Here is a 16,178-nt window from a genome sequence, read left to right as displayed (position 1 = left end):
GGTGTATGCGCATCAACATCGTCGTCGTGGACGACGACCCTGGGTTCCGCCGCATCGCCACGACACTGCTTGCGGCTCGTGGCCTGCATGTCGTGGCGGAGTCCCAGGACGGTGCCTCGGCTCTGGCCGCGGTGCGGGAACACCGCCCGGACGGGCTGCTGCTCGATCTGCATCTGCCCGACACCGACGGGCTCTCCGTGGCACGCCGGCTCAGTGAGCAGGACGGCGGGCCGCGGATCGTGCTGACCTCCGCCGACAAGTCGTTCTGGTCGCCGGAGGAACTGGAACGCGCGGGCATCGAGTCCTTCGTGGCCAAGGACCGACTCTTCGACGCCGACCTGAAGAGCCTGTTCACCCCCACCGCCCCCTGACCGCGGCCTCAGGGTCACGGGCCCACTGGCCTGCCGGCCCACTGACCTGCCGACCCACAGACCTGCCGGTCTACTGACCGAGATAGCGCAGCACCGCCAGGACCCGCCGGTGCTGCCCGGTGGCCGTCTGGCTGAGGCCCAGCTTCATGAAGATGCCGGTCACATGCCGCTCCACGGCGGCGACGCTCACGAAGAGCTGCTCGGAGATACCTGTGTTGGAGTGGCCCTCCGCCATCAGCGCCAGAACCTCGCGCTCCTTCGGCGTCAGCGCGGCAAGCGGATCCTCCGGACGCTTGCGGCCCAGCAGCGCGGCGATCACATCGGGGTCCAGCGCCGAGTCACGTGCCAGGACCCGCTCGACGGCGTCGATGAGGATCTGGGGGCTGGCCACCTTCTCCTTGAGCAGATAGCCGACCCCGCTCGGATCGTCCCCGACCAGGTCGAGCGCGTAGGAGGCGTCCAAGTACTGGGAGAGGACGATGACGGCGGTCTCCGGCCGGGCGGCGCGGATCTTCTGCGCGGCCCGCAGACCATCCGCCTCCAGGCTTGGGGGCATCCTGATGTCGGTGATCACCACGTCGGGGCGGTGCTCGGCGGCGGCCCGCATGAGGTCCACCGCGTTGTCGACGGCCTCGACGACGTCGATACCCGCCCTGCGCAGGATCGCCGCGATGCCTTCGCGCATGAAGGGCTGGTCTTCTCCGAGCACAGCCCGCAGTGGTTCACTCATGGCGGGATCCTAACGTGAGGTGTGAGTCCCCGAATTGACGAGGAATGCGATGATCCCGGCGGGCCGATGGCATGACATCGCCCCGCCCGCTTCTCGCGGCCGGGGGCGACGTGAGGGCTACGGGGCCTCAGCGTGCGACGGTGAGGGCGGCCAGCACGTCCTTGGTGGTGCCCGTCTCGGCGATGCGCGGGTAGATCTTGGCGATGGTGTGGTCGTGTGCGGCGCCGTCGGTGTCGGTAACGGCGTCGACCGGCACGGTCACGTGGAGGTTGCGCTCGTGCGCGTCCCGCACGGTGGACTCCACACCACTGCTGGTGGCGATGCCGGTGACGACGACCTGGGTGACACCGTGCCGGCGCAGCCACTCGTTGAGGCCGGTGTTGGTGAAGGCGCTGCGCGAGTGCTTGGTGATCAGGTGGTCGTTCTCGTCGGTGCCGAGCTCGGAGACCAGCTCGGTCCATTCCTTGGTCGGGGCCGGGAAGCTCGCTCCGAGATCGTTGCGTCCCGCGGGGCCGCCAGCGACGTTGACCAGGACGACGGGCAGTCCGCGACGGCGGAACGCCTGCAACAGTTCGGCGTTACGGTCGAGCACATCCGCGGCGGGGTGCGCGAGGGGCAGCCCGACGATGCCCTTCTGGAGGTCGACGACGATCAGGGCGGTCTTCGGGTCTACGGCGGTGATGGACATGTTTCTCCTCGGTGGAGGTCGGGGCGCGTGGCTCCGGGAAAGGGGTGGGTTCAGGGAAGGGGGAGTTCGGGGAAGGGGGGTCAGGCGAATTGCGTCAGGCGGCGCAGCAGTGGCACGCTCGCGGCGAGGAGGTCGGCTTCCTCGGGGGTGAGGCTCTTCAGGATCGCCCGCGTCAGCCAGTCGTCCTTGGCAAGCCGTCCGTTCTCGAAGTGCCCACGGGCGGTGTCGGTGAGAGCGAGCCGGATGCGTCGGCCGTCGGCTGGGTCGGCCGTACCGGCCAGCAGTCCCGCCTCCTCCAGTGTCTGGACGATCTTCGCCATCGACTGGGGGCGCATTCCCTCGGCTCTCGCCAGCTCCGTCGCGGTCGTCGCACCCTCGCGCTTCAGCCGTAGCAGCACGGCCTCCTGCGACTTCGTGAGATCACCTACGGTGCTCTGCTCGCGGAGCCTGCGGACGAGCTGTGTGAGGACGGCCCGCAGATGTGTCGCCAGTAGGGGCGGATTGCCACGTGGATCGTCCCGTATGTTCTGCTCGCTCACATTTGAACCGTAACACGTGTTTCGGAGATGTTCAGCTAGCTGTATATGTTGTCACACCTGGAACGGTCACACCCGAGGCCGTCGCACCCGGGACCCTCATACCTGGGGCGCCCTCGCCCGCGCGGTGACGTCCCTAGGCGCTGTTTCTCGGATCTCCCTCCGCGGGTGGGATGTTGGGGCAGGCTGTCTCCATAGGACGCGGAGACCTGACGAATGCGGAGTGGGACCGGCTGGAGTCGTTTTTACCTCGCGGCGGCGCACGTGGGGGCCGGTGGAGCGATCACCGACGGGTGATCAACGGTGTGCTGTACCGGGTCCGCACCGGGGTCCAGTGGCGGGATCTACCCGAGCGGTTCGGGCCGTGGGAGACGGTCTACAAGCGCCATCGCCGCTGGTCGGCAGACGGTACCTGGCAGATGCTGCTGTCGAAGGTGCAGGCCGCCGAGGACGCCGCGGGCCGGTCGACTGGGAGGTGTCCGTCGACTCCACGGCGGTGCGGGCTCACCAGCACGCGGCCGGGGCGAGGAAGGCATCGCCCGCCGCGGTTCCTCAAAAGGGGGTTCGCCCGCGGACGAACCAGGTCGATCCGGTGCTTCGGAAACTGGCCGTCCGGCTGGAGGAGGTGATCAGATCGGAGAGTGCCTGGGACGTTCCCGCCGCGGCTTCACCACCAAGATCCACCTCGCAGCGGACGGACGATGCCGTCCGCTCGCCGTTGTCATGACACCCGGCCACTACGGTGACGGTCCGCAACTGCGGCCCGTCCTGGAGCAGGTGTCGGTACCCCGCAGCGGCGTCGGCCGGCCTCGCACCCGACCCGACCACGTCCTGGCCGACAAGGCCTACACATCCCGCGAAAGCCGCCGCTACCTGCGACGACGCGGCATATCGCACACCATCCCCGAACGACTCGACCAACGCAGACACCGACGCAACCGCGGTTCCCGAGGTGGTCGGCCCACCGGATTCGACCGCGAACGCTACAAGAAGCGCAACACAGTCGAGCGCGCCATCAACCGTCTCAAAGGCTTCCGCGCGGTCGCCACACGCTACGAGAAACCGGCCCACACCTACCTCGGCACAGTCACCGTCACAGCACTCATCATCTGGCTCCGCACATGATCCGAGAAACAGCGCCTGGAAGCCGGACTGGAGAGCGTGCGGACGGGAGCGCTTGCCGCGTCGACCTCACGGGCGTACAGCCGGGCCAACTGGACACGGGAGCGGACGCCCAGCTTCTCGAAGGCGTGCCGCAGATGAGTGTTGACGGTGTGCGGGGAGACGAACAGCCGTTCCGCCGCTTCACGGTTGGTGGCGCCGTGGGCGATCAGCCGCACCACGCCCAGTTCCGACCGGGTCAGCCCCCGCCATTCCATGTCGGGCGCGGCCGTCGCTCCGGGCGCTGCGGTCGCCGTGGTGAGCAGCCGGACGCCGAGGGCGCGCAGTCTCCCGCGCACCCGCTGGGCGTCGTGTTCGGCCCCGCAGGCGACGTAACGGCTGAGTGCCTCCTCGAGGCGGGACCGGGCGCCACGGGTGTCGGCCGCGGCCAGACACGCGCCGGCGTCCTCCAGGGCGCGGGCGCTGAGCAGGGGGCGGCCCTCCCCGTGGCCCTCCGCCGCCGCCACGAGCAGCTCCGCGTCTGCCGCGTACAGGCCCCGCGCATGCGTGGAGGCGGCGGAGAACAGCGGCATCGGGATGCCGCAGCACGCGGCGCAGATGGGCGTCGGCCTGGGAAACCGGGAACGGGCCGCCCATCCGGGCCAGTTCCAGGCAGACGTGCGCGTGGGTGACCGGGTCGGGAGGGGCCTGGAGCACCTCGCGGGCCAGTGCGCGGGCCTCCGCGGACGCGCCCGTCTCCCACAGCAGCGGCACCAGGCGTACCGCCAGCCGCGACCGCCGGGGGGTGGCGGGCAGTGCCAGTTCCATCGCACGGCGCACATACGCAGCGCCCGCCGCGGGGGCGAGGGGCGCGGCCTCCCGGGCGGCGGCCTCCAAAACGCGAATCGCCCGTTCGTCGCCGGGGTCCGCGAGCGCACCGATCTCAGCCGCGAGAGCCGTCGCGGGGGTGCCGTCCGCGAGCTGGAGGTCGACCGAACGCCGGCGCACGGACCGCTGGACCGGCAGGGGCAGCGTGGCGGCGACGGCGGCACGTACCGACGGATGCGCGAAGGCGAGGCGTTCCTGCTCGGCGCGCATCAACCCGGCCGCGAGCACCTCGCGCAGCGGGCTCAGCAGGGCCGGTTCCCTGCGTTCCAGCATGCGGGAGAGATGCCGCACGTCGAGGCTGTCGCCCAACACGGAGGCGGTGAGCACCAGTTCCCGCGCAGGCGGTGTCAGATGGTCGAGGCGGCGTGTGACGACGGCCGTGGTCACCTCGTCACTCCCGGCCGACGCGGCAAGCAGCGCACACGCGTGCCGGATCGCGCCCGGCAGCCCGCCGAGCAGCGGCAGATACGGTTTGGCCTCCCCGGCCCGCGGACCCAGGAGGTCGGTCATGAGCCGCCGTACGGCATCGGGGTCGAGGGCGGTGAGCTCGAAACCGTCCGTCTGCTCGGCCGGCAGGTCGCGGCGCAGGGCCGTGACCGCCGGCACGTCGAGGTGCGAGCGGGTGGCGAACACCCACAGCAGGGGCAGCCCGGCCAGGCGTGCGGTGAGCGTGCGCAGGGCGAGCAGGGTCAGGTCATCGCAGTGGTGGACATCGTCATGGACGACGAGGACCGGCCCCTGGTGGGCGAGTTCCCGCAGTCCGTCCTCGACCTGCCGCAGCATCTCGCAGGGAGAACCGGACGTCTCGGGTGCCTGCTGGGTGAGGGCGCCCAGCAGCGGGGCGGTCAGCACCGTTGCTCCCGTCCGGGCCGCCCGCTCGGCGACGACGGCCAGCAGATGGGACTTGCCGGAGTCGGCGGGACCCTCGATCCACAGCACTCCGCCCTCGTGGCGGTGGGCAAGACGCAGCACGCGCCGCAGGAGCAGCTCCGCGGTGTCGGTCATCGTCGCCTTCAGCAAGGGAGCCTCCAGTGGTCCGTGTGCCGCACGGGCCCGGCCGGGTCACATGTGAGGTGCCACGGCCGACACCGTGAGGTGTGTCGCCCGCAACCCAGCATGTGTCCTTGTCGCCGCCGGTGGCTGTCAAGGCCACCGGACCAGCCCCGGTGGGTCCACCTGACAGACGATGTAGGGATAACCCGAGCTCGGCGCGCGAGACGGCCCGGATCAGCGGGTTCCGGTTCGATCGGGGCGCGGGCACAACCGCAGGTCACACGGTTGGTACCAGGCGCGAGGTGGGGTAAGCCCTACAAAGCCCTGGGGCAACCCCGAGCAAGGGAGAGGGAACGCACGACAGACCGGGATGAGGTCCGCTCAGAAACTTGGGGCTCGGATCGGACGCTTCAGCCGCGGGCAGCGCAGACCGTCGGACGAGCGGCAGCATTGGACGCCCCGAGCCGAAACCCCCACAGGCAACAAGGTTTTTCAGGACGAGACACGTGCCGCAGTACATCGAACACCTGTGGCTCAGAAACGGGGAACGGACATGGCTCACACGGAAACACCTCTCTATGAGGTGCACGACCGGATGCGCCAGCCCGTATCCCTCTCGGGGCCGACCCCGGCGCGTCCCTCCGGCGCCCGGTGGGACGCCCGCCTGGGTGGTGCCCTCACCCGGGCGACGATGCTGGCCGGCTCGCTGGCCTCGGCGGTCGTGGGCGGCCTGCTGATCGTCGTGCCCGCCCCCACTCCAGCCGTGGCCGGGGCGCTGTTCGGGGTGCACATCGCGGTCCAGGGGGTGCTCCAACTGCTGGCCGTGTGCCGGTCCACAGCCTCGACGGCCGTCCGCCTGCTGCTGGCCGACGCCGGCGTCGCCGCGCTGCCGCTGGGCGCGGTCCTCGTCGCCGGGCGCGCCGACACGGTGTTCCTGCTCGCCCTGTGGACCGGCTGTGCCTGGCTGCTGCGCGGACTCACCATGGCGATCTCCGTCACCTCGCCCTCGGTGAGCCACGTCTTCGTCTACGACGACGTCCTGAACGCAGTGATCGTCTCGGCGGGCCTGTTCATGACCGCCTTTCCCTCCGTGTCACCGGCGCAGTTGGCCAATGTCGGTGGCTTCGTACTGGTGGCCACCGCGGCCTTCGAGGCGCTGGCCGCCGCACGCCGAACCCCCCGGACTCTGCGCGCCGTCGACTGATCCCAGCACGGCCCAGGAGCACAACCCACCCGCGTTCCACGCCGATGACCGGCTGAGGCCCTACCAGGAGGCGACCATGAAGAAGTGCCATCTCGCCCTGGAGATCACCCACTGGGTGTGCTCCGAGCTCGACCTGCCGCTGGAGTGCGAGTTCTCCTACGACACCACGGACCCGCTCGCCGTCACCGTGGTCTTCAACACCACCGGCGCGCGGCCCGTCACCTGGGCCCTGTCCCGCGATCTGCTGGCGGACGGCATGACCGCCCGGGCGGGCGAGGGCGACGTGACGCTGTGGCCCCTGCTCGATTACGACGGTGAGCCGTCCTCGTTCTGCGTCCGCGTGGGCAGCACGCACAAGGCGGTGTTCGAGATCCCCGCCGAGCCGGTCCGGCAATGGCTGGCGAGGACCTTCGAGATGGTCCCGCGGGGGACCGAACTGGACGGCGTGGACTGGGACGAGTGGGCCCAGCTCGCGGACTGACGTCGACGGGTGCGGCCGCCCCGGCCGGACAACAGATGCAGGGGAGAGGGAGACCATGCGAAACACACCGAAGAACACGTTGCGCCCCTTGCTGGCCGACTGGCAGTGGCAGCAACGCGCCGCCTGCCGCGGGATGAGCAGCTCCGTCTTTTTCCCGCCGCCGGGCGAGCGGGGCCGGGCGCGCCGCCTCCGCGAGGAGCGGGCCCGCGCCGTCTGCGGCCGGTGCGAGGTCGTCGACATGTGCGCGGCCACGGCCCTGAAGTACGGGGAGACCTACGGCGTCTGGGGCGGGCTGTCCGACGACGAACGCCGACGGCTCGACGCGGGCACGGAGAGCGCGGACAGGACCGACACCCACGACGTGGCGCAGCGGTGAGGGGCGGCCCGGCCGCGGAAACGGAACGGACCCCCCGCCGGCACCCACGACCCGCCAGTCCCTTCTGATCCGCCGTCACGCGAGGTGACGGCGGATCAGCCTGTGTATCGGCTTCCGGATCAGCCATGAGGGGCGGGAGCCACCACCGGCGTGGCGGCCGGGAGGGAGACGCCCGCGGTCCGGGACAGGCCGGCCATGCGGTGGGTGGTGTACACCAGCAGAGACAGACTGACGGTCGCCAGCACCGCGTGGGCCGTGTCGTCATCGCAGCTGTCCCAGGCCGTGTGCAGGCCCACGGCGATCACGTACACCAGAACCAGGACTCCCACCGAGCGGCGACGCCAGTGCTGCGCCGCGGCCGACCACAGTGCCGCGCTGGTCAGCCCGGTCCATGCCATGTGGGCGGCGGGGCTCAACAGGCCACGCACCACCAGCAGGTGATCCACGACATGGTCGAGGCGGAGCAGGGGCGGACGAGCTTCGCCGACGTGGCCGGCATCGACGAGGTGCAGGACGAGCGCAACGACGTCGTCGACTTCCTCAAGCGCCCCGACGCCTACCTCCGCATGGGCGCGAAAATGCCCCGGGGCGTGCTGCTGGCCGGTCCTCCCGGTACCGGCAAGACGCTGCTCGCGCGAGCGGTGGCGGGCGAGGCCGGGGTGCCGTTCTTCTCCGCCTCCGCGTCCGAGTTCATCGAAATGATCGTGGGCGTGGGCGCTTCCCGGGTGCGGGAGCTGTTCGCCGAGGCCCGTAAGGTGGCGCCGTCCATCGTGTTCATCGACGAGATCGACACCATCGGCCGGGCCCGCACCGGCTCCGCGGTCGGCGGCCACGACGAGCGCGAGCAGACCCTCAATCAGATCCTCACCGAGATGGACGGCTTCTCCGGATCCGACGGCGTCGTGGTGGTCGCGGCGACCAACCGCGCCGAGATCCTCGACTCGGCACTGACCCGCCCTGGCCGCTTCGACCGGGTGGTGACCGTCTCCCCGCCGGACCATACCGGACGCGAGGCGATCCTGCGCATCCACACCCGCTCGATGCCGCTCGCCCCGGACGTCGACCTCGCTCAGGTCGCCCGTACGACACCGGGCATGACCGGCGCGGAACTGGCCAACCTCACCAACGAGGCCGCCCTCCTCGCTGTCAAGCGAAACAGCGCCCGGGTCACCGGGCGCGATCTCTCCGACGCTTTGGAGAAGGTGCAGCTCGGTGCGCAACGCCCGCTGGTGATGCCGCAGGAGGAGCGCCGCCGTACCGCCTACCACGAAAGCGGACACGCCCTGCTCGGCATGCTTCAGCCGGGCGCCGACCCCGTCGGCAAGATCACCATCGTGCCGCGCGGCAGGGCTCTCGGTGTGACCCTGTCCACCCCTGATTCCGACAAGTACGCCTACACCAGGGACTATTTGCAGGGCCGCATCATCGGTGCCCTGGGCGGCATGGCGGCCGAGCACGTGGTGTTCGGAGTCATCACCACCGGCGCCGAGAACGACTTGGAGCACGTCACCGGCATCGCTCGCGGAATGGTGGCGCGGTGGGGTATGAGCGACCGGGTGGGTCACCTGTCCGTGCTGCCCGCCGACGACCGGCAGCCTTACGGGATGTCGGCCTCCCCGCACACCCTGGATCTCGTGGACAGTGAGGTCCGCAGGATCGTCGACGACTGCTACGGCGAGGCGTGCCGCATGCTGGAGGCCAACCGCCATCGGCTTGACGCCCTGGCCGCGGCTCTGCTGGAGCACGAGACTCTGGACGAGCCGGACGCCTACCGGATCGCCGGAATCCCTTCTCTGAGCGACCTCACGGACCTGAAAGACCTCACGGGTCGATCAGGGAGTGAGTGACTGGGCAGGCCCCAACGCGGTGACCCGGGATGGTGCAGCCAGCTTCGGGGCTGGGTCGCTTCGGTCGCTTGAGTCGCTTCCTCGGACGTGGGGAGCGACTGAACGGCCAGCGACCGGGGTTCCGCTTGGTCGCTAGCTCAGCGGAGCATAAACGCAGGTCAGACGGCTGGGTCTCTCAGGGGAGCGACCGAAGCGACTCGCGCTCGGTATATATGGGGCCCATAGCTATGCTCGTGCGCGTGACAAATAGATGCCTTCAGTCGCTTCAGTCGCTAATTTGGCTTCAGATGCTCTCTGACCTGCGTTTTTCCTTGAGACCAACGAGCAGCGACTGAAGGACGTTGGGTCGCTGCTTCCTCCCTTCAGTCGCTGGCAGGCCTCTCGTTGGCTTCCGATTCTGAACACGGGACACCGTGGTTGCGCATGTACTCCACGACCGCGCAGGCCTCGTTCGCTAGGGTGTGTTCGTCGTTGAGTCGCTTCGGTCGCTGGAAGGGGATGGAGATGCCTGCTGAACTGCAGCTTTCCCTCAGCGACTCAGCGAAGTCCGCCCATGAGACTTCAGCCGTTCCGTCGCTGGCCGTCGCGCAGGCATGCGTCCGCCGAGGCTGGCCGGTGCACCCCCTCGCCGCAGGCCGCAAGACCCCCGCCGCGAACTGCCCCGACTGCCGGGACGCTGCACACGCCCCCGCCTCCTGCCCCTGCCTGGCCGAAGGACGGTGGTGTCACAGCTTCCACGCCGCCACCCTCAACCAGAAACGCATCGAACAGTGGTGGGGCCGGCATCCCGAGTTCGGCATCGGTGTCTCCTGCGGTCCGGCCGGTCTCGTCGTCATCGACATTGACGCCCACCACTGCGAGCCGCCCGCCCGCGACCGCATCCTGCCCGGCATTCCCATCGGCGACCAGGTCGATCTCACAGGTCTGGCCAACGGTTTCCACACCCTGGCCGTCCTGGCCGCGCTTCGAGGCCAGCCCAGCCCCGCCGATGACGCCTCAACGCTGCGCGTGAGCACCCCTTCCGGTGGACTGCACGTGTGGTACCGGTCGACGGGCAACCGCCGATGGAAGTCCTCCGCAGGGTCCAGCCCCGGCCGCGCGCTGGCCTGGCAGGTCGATGTCCGGGCCTACGGCAGCTACATCATCGCTCCCGGAACCACCACCCAGCACGGCACCTACACCCCGATCGGCGACGTCCGTGAACCGGCCGCCCTGCCTGCGTGGCTGGCTCAGGAACTTGCTCGCACCGGCCACCTTCCCGCCCCGACCATCCCAGCGCCCCGCCCGGTCCCGCCGCGCGCGCAACAGGCCGTACGGGCTGCTGGCGGCGGCCGAGAACAAGCGGAGCACACTCTCGCCGCTGTCTTGGCGCCGGTCGAGGCCTGCGGTCAAGTGCCTGAGGGTGCCGGCTTTTCCGACGCCCTCAACCGGGCCGCCTACACCATCGGCGGGCTCATCGCGGCCGGCCGTCTGGCAGGTCGGGAAGCCGAGCAGGCGCTCAAGGACACTGCGGCCGCCGCCCGCCCCGGGCAGGAACTGCGCATCGAGCAGATCGTCCGCAGCGGGCTCGCCGCAGGCCTTCAAAAGCCCCTCTACGCCACGGGGAGGCGTCCGTGACCTCGCCTGGCATCGAGCCCCTCTTTGAATTCGACCCCCAAGCTGTCGCTGACCAGATCCGCGCGCAGAACCCCCCTGTCCCGCTGCCGGCGCAAGCCGCAGCCGAGCGCTCGCACCGCGACGCGACGGCCCATGGCCTCCTGCCGGACACACTGACCGACCGCGGCAACGCCAAACTGTTCGTCAAGCTCTACGCCAACGACTACCGCTACGTCCCCAGGATCGGCTGGTTCCGGTGGGACACCACCCGGTGGCAGCTCGACGAAGACGACACCGTGCTGTGGGCCGCCGGCGACCTTGCCGAGAACATCGCCGACCGGGATCCCCTGGGTAGGTTCAGCATGCAGGCCCTGGACAAGCACCGAGCCCGGACCATGTCGACCGCCGGCATGAACGCCATGCTCACCCAGGCCCGCTCCGCCCCCGGCATAGTCCTCAAGGCCGACCGCCTGGACGCCGACCCCTACGCCCTGTGCACGCCCCGCGGGATCGTCGACCTGCGCACAGGCCTGCTGCGGGCCCCCGACCCGAACAAGGACTTCCACTCCCGTTCCACTACCGTCGGCCCCCAGCAGACGCCTATCCCGCGCTGGCTGCGTTTTTTGAGCGACACCTTCGGCGACGACGCCGAAGGCCAGGAAATGATCGACTATCTGCACCTGCTGCTCGGGTATTCGATCACCGGTGACGTCGGCGCCCAGATCCTGCCCTTCTTGTGGGGAACGGGCAAGAACGGCAAGTCCGTCCTGCTCGACGTCATGATGAAACTGCTCGGTGACTACGCGGACGCCGCCCCGCCCGGCTTCCTCATGGCCAAGCCTTTCGAGGGCCACCCCACCGACCTGGCCGAGCTGCACGGCCGGCGCGTCTACGTCTGCTCGGAGATCAAGCCCGGTGACAAGTTCGACGAGGCCCGGGTCAAGCTGCTGACCGGCGGCGACCGCATCAAGGCCCGGCGCATGCGCCAGGACCCCTTCTCCTTCGAACCCACCCACAAACTTTGGCTCCTGGGCAACCACAAACCCGAAGTCGGCACCGGTGGCTTCGCCTTCTGGCGCCGCATGCGTCTGATCCCCTTCGAACGCGTTGTCCCCGACGACCGTAAGATCGACAACCTGGCGGACCTCCTCGTCATGGAGGAAGGCCCCGGTATCCTGGGGTGGCTCATTGACGGGGCGCGCCGCTACCTCAGCGGTGGCCGCGACCTGGCGGGTCCTGAACGGGTGCGGATCGCCACAACTGCGTACGCGGAGACGGAGGATCACACCGGCCGCTTCTACGAGGAGTGCTGCCGCCTGGGCCCGGACTTGCGGGCCGAGCAGACCGCGCTTTACGCCGTTTACGCGGCCTGGTGCCAGAATGAAGGTGCGTTGGTCATGTCTTCACGTGCGTTCGCTGCCCGTACGCGGGAGTTGGTCGGGCTGGCGTCGCCGAAGGAGATGAAGGTGTCCAACCAGCGCAAGTACTACCCGGGTATCGGACTGCTCACCGACGAGGAGAGGGAAGCGGGCGCATGAGTTCCCTGATCGACGCGGACGAGATCAGCCACGAGGCCGACATCGTCTGGCTGGAGGAGATCGACGGGCTCGACTACGTCCGTCAGAGCATCGACCGCCTGCCCACCCGCAAGGGCCGCCCGCCCTACCGGCGGCCCGGGCGTATGGTGGGCTACGCGATTCTGGGTCCCGAGGCCAAAGCCTCCCGCGCCTCGGGCACCTTCCGCCGCCGCGTCTTCTGGCTCCAGCCCCACGACCGCGACAGCGAGCCCGACGGCCTCTACGCCAACAGCGCCCCCGCCGAAGCCGTCGACCCCCGCACCCTCCAACCCCGCGTCAAGGGCTACAAAACCGAACGCTCCGAAGGCGGCCCACCCTCCGCCGCCATGCAAGAACTCGGCATACAGCTCCCCCTGTAGCAGGCCAGTGACCCTTCCGGTCGCGGACCCGCTGTCATGGCCGCCTTCACACCGCGACCCACGCAGAGAGTTGTTGACGACGGATACGGGCGCGTGCGGCACGGGTTGTTCCCCCGCAGAATGCGGCGCGTTCGCCCAAGCCCCAGGCGGCGATCTCGCCCCGGTTGGTCGGGCCCCGTGTGCGGAGCCGTACGACATCGAGTTCGCGTAGTGTGAGGGGGGCTTCGGGCAGTGCTGTCGTCGGACACCGTCCGGGTAGCCAGACACGCCAGGCTTCAGCACCCGGTCCTGGGGCTCACCCGTGAAGTGGACAGCCTGTGCCAGTGCTGCGTGAATGGTCAGTCAACGCTCCAGGCGCGCAGTTGCCGGCCAACCATGCCCACTCCTATCGCGCCGGCGGCCGCGTCCCGGACCAGGGCGACGGCCTCCTTGGGCAGATACTCCAGACGGCACCCATTCACCACGAGGTAGGCCTCCGCGCAGTGCCACGCGAACGCCTCGTTGGAGTGCTCCAAGCACGGCAGCCGCACCAGGGTCAGCAGCAGTGCCGCCGCCTTGAGATACAAGGACCCGTAGACGTCGCGCTCCATGGCCCGGGCATTGACCCGGGCGACAGCCGCGTACAGAGGACCGTAGTCGTCCACCTGCGGATCACCGGGCAACAGCTCGGCCGCATGCAGCAGGAACGTCACATCGAGAGGGCGAAATGGCTCGTGCTGTGTCACGCGGCGTGACCCCGGTCCTGCTGCTCGTCAAGATCATGACGTGCGGCGAGCTCCGCAGCACGACGCTCTCCATCGGGAGCGGCCGCGCCGGCCGCCTCGGCGAAGGCGTCGCCGCTACGGGCCATCGACAGGCCGAAGGCGTCGAGGAAGTGCGTCTCTACCGCGGTGGCACGGGCGTAGGCAGCGGACAGGATGTACTCCTGCAGGCTGACGCCCTCCTGCCGTGCCGCGGCTTCGATCGCGGCGCGCTGGGCTGGATCGGGGAAACGGAGGTTCATTGCTTTGGGCTGAGGCATGGTACCGATGGTATCGCCGGTACCAACGAGGCCGCTACCGGCTTCATACAGCGGTGACCATCGGGCGCACGATCGTCGCCGCCTGGGCGGCCGGCGACGACCAGGAGCTGGATGACGCCTGGGTCGGCCTGGTCGTCGACCTCGGCTCCCAATGGGGCCAGTACGAGTACGTCACCAACGTCGGCTTCGCCGCCTGACGAAGCACCGCGCGAATTGGCATGCCCGGCGCCCGAGATCGGATGCAGGGGCCGACGCTGTGGAGCGGGCGACGACTACGCTTCCAAGGCTGGCGAGACTGCGGACACCGCCTTTGGCGAGGGGGAGGGGTGCTCGTCGGCGCGGGCTGCGTCGGCCGCCAGTCACTGGTACATACAGGCAAAATCCCCGCCACCAAGCTCTGCAACACCCTTGAGACCAGTAGGGACTGTGCCCGCCGCGGTGTTATCGCAGGTTCCGAGAGGCGATGCTGGGGGCATGGCCGATCTTTCCACGCCGAGCGCCTTCGAGATGCTGCGCGAACAGTACGCACGCCGACTGCCCGCGTCCTTGGACGAGCTCGCGGGGCCGACGGCCGGCACGGTGGAGCTTCCCCTGCACGTCGTCTGGTCGGGCCGGCGTTCCTACGGACCGAAGGGCAGCGCCAGGACGTGGTCTCCTTCCTGAACCGTGAGCTGCTGGTCGCTCAGTGGCCGATTCTGCGCACGCTGATCAGTCGACCTCTGCGCGACGCCTGGGAGGGCGGCTTCCCCGAGCTGGCGACGCACACCACCGCTGCCGCGTGAACCTCACCGATCTGCACCGTCGCCTTCTGGCCGATGTCCTGGACATCGGCACGCCCTACCCTTTGGTGATCACCGGTGGGTACGCGGTCCAGATGCACGGCCTGGTCGACAGGCTCTCTCAGGACCTCGACGTCGCCACGCAGAGCCCGGCACCGATCAGCGAGATCGTCCACGTGGTGAGCGAGGGTCTCACCGAGCGAGGCTGGCGGGTTCAACAGATCGAGGTCGCGGCCGGGCCACCGCGTGGCTCCAGTTGTGCTCGGGCGACATGGCCGCGCTCTTCGAGCTGCCGGTACAGCCGCTCGCCCAGTGGCTGGAGCAGACCTACGCCCTGGTGCCCGCAGGCCAGGAGCTGGCCGGGGTCGACTGGGACGTCGCTAGCGTCGGCCTGCTCCCCACCCGCGAGGCCCAGCACGACTGACCCTCACCCCCGCCCCGGGACGTCAGGCCAGGAACCGGCGGTCACCACGGTGGCCTCGGTCACGGCGGCCAGCCGCCCGTAGTCCAGGGTTCCCGGCGTGTCCGTCGCCCGGTGGTAGTGCGGGTTACGGAAGTTGGCGGTGTCCGTGAGCATGAGCGCGGGCACCCCCCGGTTCCAGAACGGCGCGTGATCGCTGCGGCCCAGGTGGTTCGCGGGCGGCACGGCCAGGCCGATCAGCAGGCCGGGCAGGCCGTCGGGCCGCGGGTCGCGCAGGGGCAGGCCGGTCAGCGCCGGGGACGCCGCGGCGGCGGCCCGTCGCCACACCTCGGCCGCGGCGGCGGAGGAACGCCGGTGCACGACCAGGGTGAAGTCGCCCCGGTACCCGGCGGCAGCGGTGGCGGCGGACGCCTCGGGGAAGATCCGTCCGAAGCCGACGGGCAGCCGCTGGGCTCCCGGGGTGTCGTCGAAGTAGCCCACCGATTCCAGACAGATCATGCCGCGCACCTTGCCGCCCCGGCTCAGCCCGCGAGCCGCCTGACGGGCGCCGACGAGCCCCAGTTCCTCCATGTCGAAGACGGCCAGCACCACGCGCGGGGCGGTGGGAGCGGCGGCCAGCAGGCGTGCCGCCTCCAGCACCACGGCCACACCCGAGGCGTTGTCGTCGGCTCCCGGACTGCCGTCGACGCTGTCGAGGTGGGCACCGACCAGGACGACCGGTCCGTCGTCCCGGCCCGGCAGCCGGGCGAGCAGGTTCGCCCCGGACAGACGCCGGTGCAGGCGCGGTTTGAGGGCGAGCGCCCGGTGACCGTGCCGGTCCGTGGCGCCCAACTGCCAGCGCGCTTCGAACGGCTGCCGCTCCACCAGCCAGCCGGCCGCCTCCAGTTCGTCCCGGACATACGTCTCGGCCCGCCCCATGGCCCGGGGCGTGCGGCGCCGACTGCGGGGTCCGGCGGCGGCGAGGAACTCCACGTGCCGGCGCAGGCGTGCGGCCTCCGCATGCGGAAGATGCCCGTCCGTGTTCAACAGTTGCTCGCCTTCCCCTGGATATTCCCGTGGATTTTCCCGTGAACCCATCGCTGTCCCCGGCCCGTTGCCCTTAGTGAAGCTCCTGCGGCCGAGTTCTTATGGCTGGCCGGTCGCAGGAACGGCGGTCGTCCTCGCACTCTTCCCCGATGCGAGGACGACCGCTCCTCTTTCCCCGGCGGAA

General features: G+C 69.9%; 18 protein-coding genes and 5 pseudogenes. 14 read left to right on the top strand and 9 right to left on the bottom strand.

Going from position 1 to position 16,178, the window contains the following annotated elements:
• Nucleotides 1-5 precede the first annotated feature (5 nt).
• A complete protein-coding gene (locus ABZT06_RS44740; protein WP_355754316.1) occupies nucleotides 6-371 on the top strand; it encodes a response regulator transcription factor in 366 nt (121 codons plus the stop codon).
• Between the two features lie 70 nt (nucleotides 372-441).
• On the opposite strand, the gene ABZT06_RS44735 is transcribed toward ABZT06_RS44740, so the two are convergent.
• From ABZT06_RS44735 to ABZT06_RS44725, 3 genes are all read right to left on the bottom strand, one after another.
• Complete coding sequence (locus ABZT06_RS44735) at nucleotides 442-1,101, bottom strand: response regulator transcription factor (protein WP_355754313.1); 660 nt, start codon at nucleotides 1,099-1,101, stop codon at nucleotides 442-444.
• 127 nt (nucleotides 1,102-1,228) lie between these two features.
• Complete coding sequence (locus tag ABZT06_RS44730) at nucleotides 1,229-1,789, bottom strand: isochorismatase family cysteine hydrolase (protein ID WP_355754311.1); 561 nt, start codon at nucleotides 1,787-1,789, stop codon at nucleotides 1,229-1,231.
• 80 nt (nucleotides 1,790-1,869) lie between these two features.
• On the bottom strand, nucleotides 1,870-2,328 hold the full coding sequence (locus tag ABZT06_RS44725) for a MarR family transcriptional regulator (protein ID WP_355754308.1): 459 nt from the start codon (nucleotides 2,326-2,328) through the stop codon (nucleotides 1,870-1,872).
• Between the two features lie 191 nt (nucleotides 2,329-2,519).
• Here ABZT06_RS44725 and ABZT06_RS44720 point away from each other — a divergent pair.
• Nucleotides 2,520-3,450: pseudogene (locus ABZT06_RS44720) on the top strand (IS5 family transposase).
• Here the strand turns inward: ABZT06_RS44720 and ABZT06_RS44715 are convergent.
• On the bottom strand, nucleotides 3,399-3,704 hold the full coding sequence (locus ABZT06_RS44715) for a helix-turn-helix transcriptional regulator (RefSeq protein WP_355754306.1): 306 nt from the start codon (nucleotides 3,702-3,704) through the stop codon (nucleotides 3,399-3,401). The pseudogene ABZT06_RS44720 and the gene ABZT06_RS44715 overlap by 52 nt on opposite strands.
• The gene (locus tag ABZT06_RS44710) at nucleotides 3,631-5,319 is read right to left on the bottom strand and encodes a hypothetical protein (RefSeq protein WP_355754304.1); all 1,689 of its coding nucleotides are present in this window, start codon (nucleotides 5,317-5,319) and stop codon (nucleotides 3,631-3,633) included. Before ABZT06_RS44710 ends, ABZT06_RS44715 begins: the two co-directional genes overlap by 74 nt.
• A gap of 541 nt (nucleotides 5,320-5,860) precedes the next feature.
• Between ABZT06_RS44710 and ABZT06_RS44705 the strand changes: the two genes are divergently transcribed.
• The 3 genes from ABZT06_RS44705 (at nucleotide 5,861) to ABZT06_RS44695 (ending at nucleotide 7,368) form a co-directional block, all read left to right on the top strand.
• Nucleotides 5,861-6,511, top strand: a complete 651-nt coding sequence (locus ABZT06_RS44705) for a hypothetical protein (protein ID WP_355754302.1) — start codon at nucleotides 5,861-5,863, stop codon at nucleotides 6,509-6,511.
• A 76-nt stretch (nucleotides 6,512-6,587) separates the two neighbouring features.
• Nucleotides 6,588-6,992: an SsgA family sporulation/cell division regulator gene (locus tag ABZT06_RS44700; protein WP_355754299.1), complete on the top strand. Its 405-nt coding sequence runs from the start codon at nucleotides 6,588-6,590 to the stop codon at nucleotides 6,990-6,992.
• 55 nt (nucleotides 6,993-7,047) lie between these two features.
• The gene (locus tag ABZT06_RS44695; protein ID WP_355754296.1) at nucleotides 7,048-7,368 is read left to right on the top strand and encodes a WhiB family transcriptional regulator; all 321 of its coding nucleotides are present in this window, start codon (nucleotides 7,048-7,050) and stop codon (nucleotides 7,366-7,368) included.
• A 119-nt stretch (nucleotides 7,369-7,487) separates the two neighbouring features.
• Here ABZT06_RS44695 and ABZT06_RS44690 read toward each other — a convergent pair whose 3' ends face one another.
• A complete protein-coding gene (locus tag ABZT06_RS44690) occupies nucleotides 7,488-7,805 on the bottom strand; it encodes a PrsW family glutamic-type intramembrane protease (RefSeq protein WP_355754358.1) in 318 nt (105 codons plus the stop codon).
• 5 nt (nucleotides 7,806-7,810) lie between these two features.
• Here ABZT06_RS44690 and ftsH point away from each other — a divergent pair.
• The 4 genes and pseudogenes from ftsH to ABZT06_RS44670 all read left to right on the top strand — a co-directional run.
• Nucleotides 7,811-9,215, top strand: a pseudogene (ftsH, locus tag ABZT06_RS44685) (ATP-dependent zinc metalloprotease FtsH); the annotation flags it as partial.
• A 504-nt stretch (nucleotides 9,216-9,719) separates the two neighbouring features.
• Complete coding sequence (locus ABZT06_RS44680) at nucleotides 9,720-10,832, top strand: bifunctional DNA primase/polymerase (RefSeq protein WP_355754294.1); 1,113 nt, start codon at nucleotides 9,720-9,722, stop codon at nucleotides 10,830-10,832.
• Nucleotides 10,829-12,349: a phage/plasmid primase, P4 family gene (locus tag ABZT06_RS44675; protein ID WP_355754292.1), complete on the top strand. Its 1,521-nt coding sequence runs from the start codon at nucleotides 10,829-10,831 to the stop codon at nucleotides 12,347-12,349. Before ABZT06_RS44680 ends, ABZT06_RS44675 begins: the two co-directional genes overlap by 4 nt.
• Nucleotides 12,346-12,747 carry a DUF6009 family protein gene (locus tag ABZT06_RS44670; RefSeq protein ID WP_355754290.1) on the top strand — a complete coding sequence of 134 codons (402 nt, stop codon included), beginning with the start codon at nucleotides 12,346-12,348 and terminating at the stop codon, nucleotides 12,745-12,747. The genes ABZT06_RS44675 and ABZT06_RS44670 overlap by 4 nt, the downstream gene beginning before the upstream one ends.
• Nucleotides 12,748-13,085: 338 nt before the next feature.
• Here the strand turns inward: ABZT06_RS44670 and ABZT06_RS44665 are convergent, their stop codons facing one another.
• Both ABZT06_RS44665 and ABZT06_RS44660 read right to left on the bottom strand, forming a co-directional pair.
• Nucleotides 13,086-13,472, bottom strand: a complete 387-nt coding sequence (locus ABZT06_RS44665; protein WP_355754288.1) for a fic family toxin-antitoxin system, toxin component — start codon at nucleotides 13,470-13,472, stop codon at nucleotides 13,086-13,088.
• Nucleotides 13,469-13,768 (bottom strand): DUF1778 domain-containing protein, encoded by a 300-nt coding sequence (locus ABZT06_RS44660; protein ID WP_355754285.1) that lies wholly within the window; start codon nucleotides 13,766-13,768, stop codon nucleotides 13,469-13,471. The genes ABZT06_RS44665 and ABZT06_RS44660 overlap by 4 nt, the downstream gene beginning before the upstream one ends.
• A 71-nt stretch (nucleotides 13,769-13,839) precedes the next feature.
• On the opposite strand from ABZT06_RS44660, the pseudogene ABZT06_RS44655 reads away from it, so the two are divergent.
• The 5 genes and pseudogenes from ABZT06_RS44655 to ABZT06_RS44635 form a co-directional block, all read left to right on the top strand.
• Nucleotides 13,840-13,965, top strand: a pseudogene (locus ABZT06_RS44655) (transcriptional regulator); the annotation flags it as partial.
• 277 nt (nucleotides 13,966-14,242) lie between these two features.
• The gene (locus tag ABZT06_RS44650; RefSeq protein WP_355754282.1) at nucleotides 14,243-14,431 is read left to right on the top strand and encodes a hypothetical protein; all 189 of its coding nucleotides are present in this window, start codon (nucleotides 14,243-14,245) and stop codon (nucleotides 14,429-14,431) included.
• Nucleotides 14,416-14,550 carry a hypothetical protein gene (locus ABZT06_RS44645; protein ID WP_355754280.1) on the top strand — a complete coding sequence of 45 codons (135 nt, stop codon included), beginning with the start codon at nucleotides 14,416-14,418 and terminating at the stop codon, nucleotides 14,548-14,550. Before ABZT06_RS44650 ends, ABZT06_RS44645 begins: the two co-directional genes overlap by 16 nt.
• Nucleotides 14,547-14,774 (top strand): annotated as a pseudogene (locus ABZT06_RS44640) (hypothetical protein); the annotation flags it as partial. The gene ABZT06_RS44645 and the pseudogene ABZT06_RS44640, both read left to right, overlap by 4 nt.
• 8 nt (nucleotides 14,775-14,782) lie before the next feature.
• Nucleotides 14,783-14,971, top strand: a pseudogene (locus ABZT06_RS44635) (SsgA family sporulation/cell division regulator); the annotation flags it as partial.
• Between the two features lie 3 nt (nucleotides 14,972-14,974).
• On the opposite strand, the gene ABZT06_RS44630 reads toward ABZT06_RS44635, so the two are convergent.
• The gene (locus tag ABZT06_RS44630) at nucleotides 14,975-15,994 is read right to left on the bottom strand and encodes a M28 family peptidase (RefSeq protein WP_355754278.1); all 1,020 of its coding nucleotides are present in this window, start codon (nucleotides 15,992-15,994) and stop codon (nucleotides 14,975-14,977) included.
• Nucleotides 15,995-16,178: the final 184 nt, after the last annotated feature.

Source organism: Streptomyces sp. NPDC005483, from assembly GCF_040606035.1.
Taxonomy (GTDB): domain Bacteria; phylum Actinomycetota; class Actinomycetes; order Streptomycetales; family Streptomycetaceae; genus Streptomyces.
Note: the sequence above shows the minus strand (reverse complement) of the source record. Positions and strands in the feature narration are given on the sequence as shown.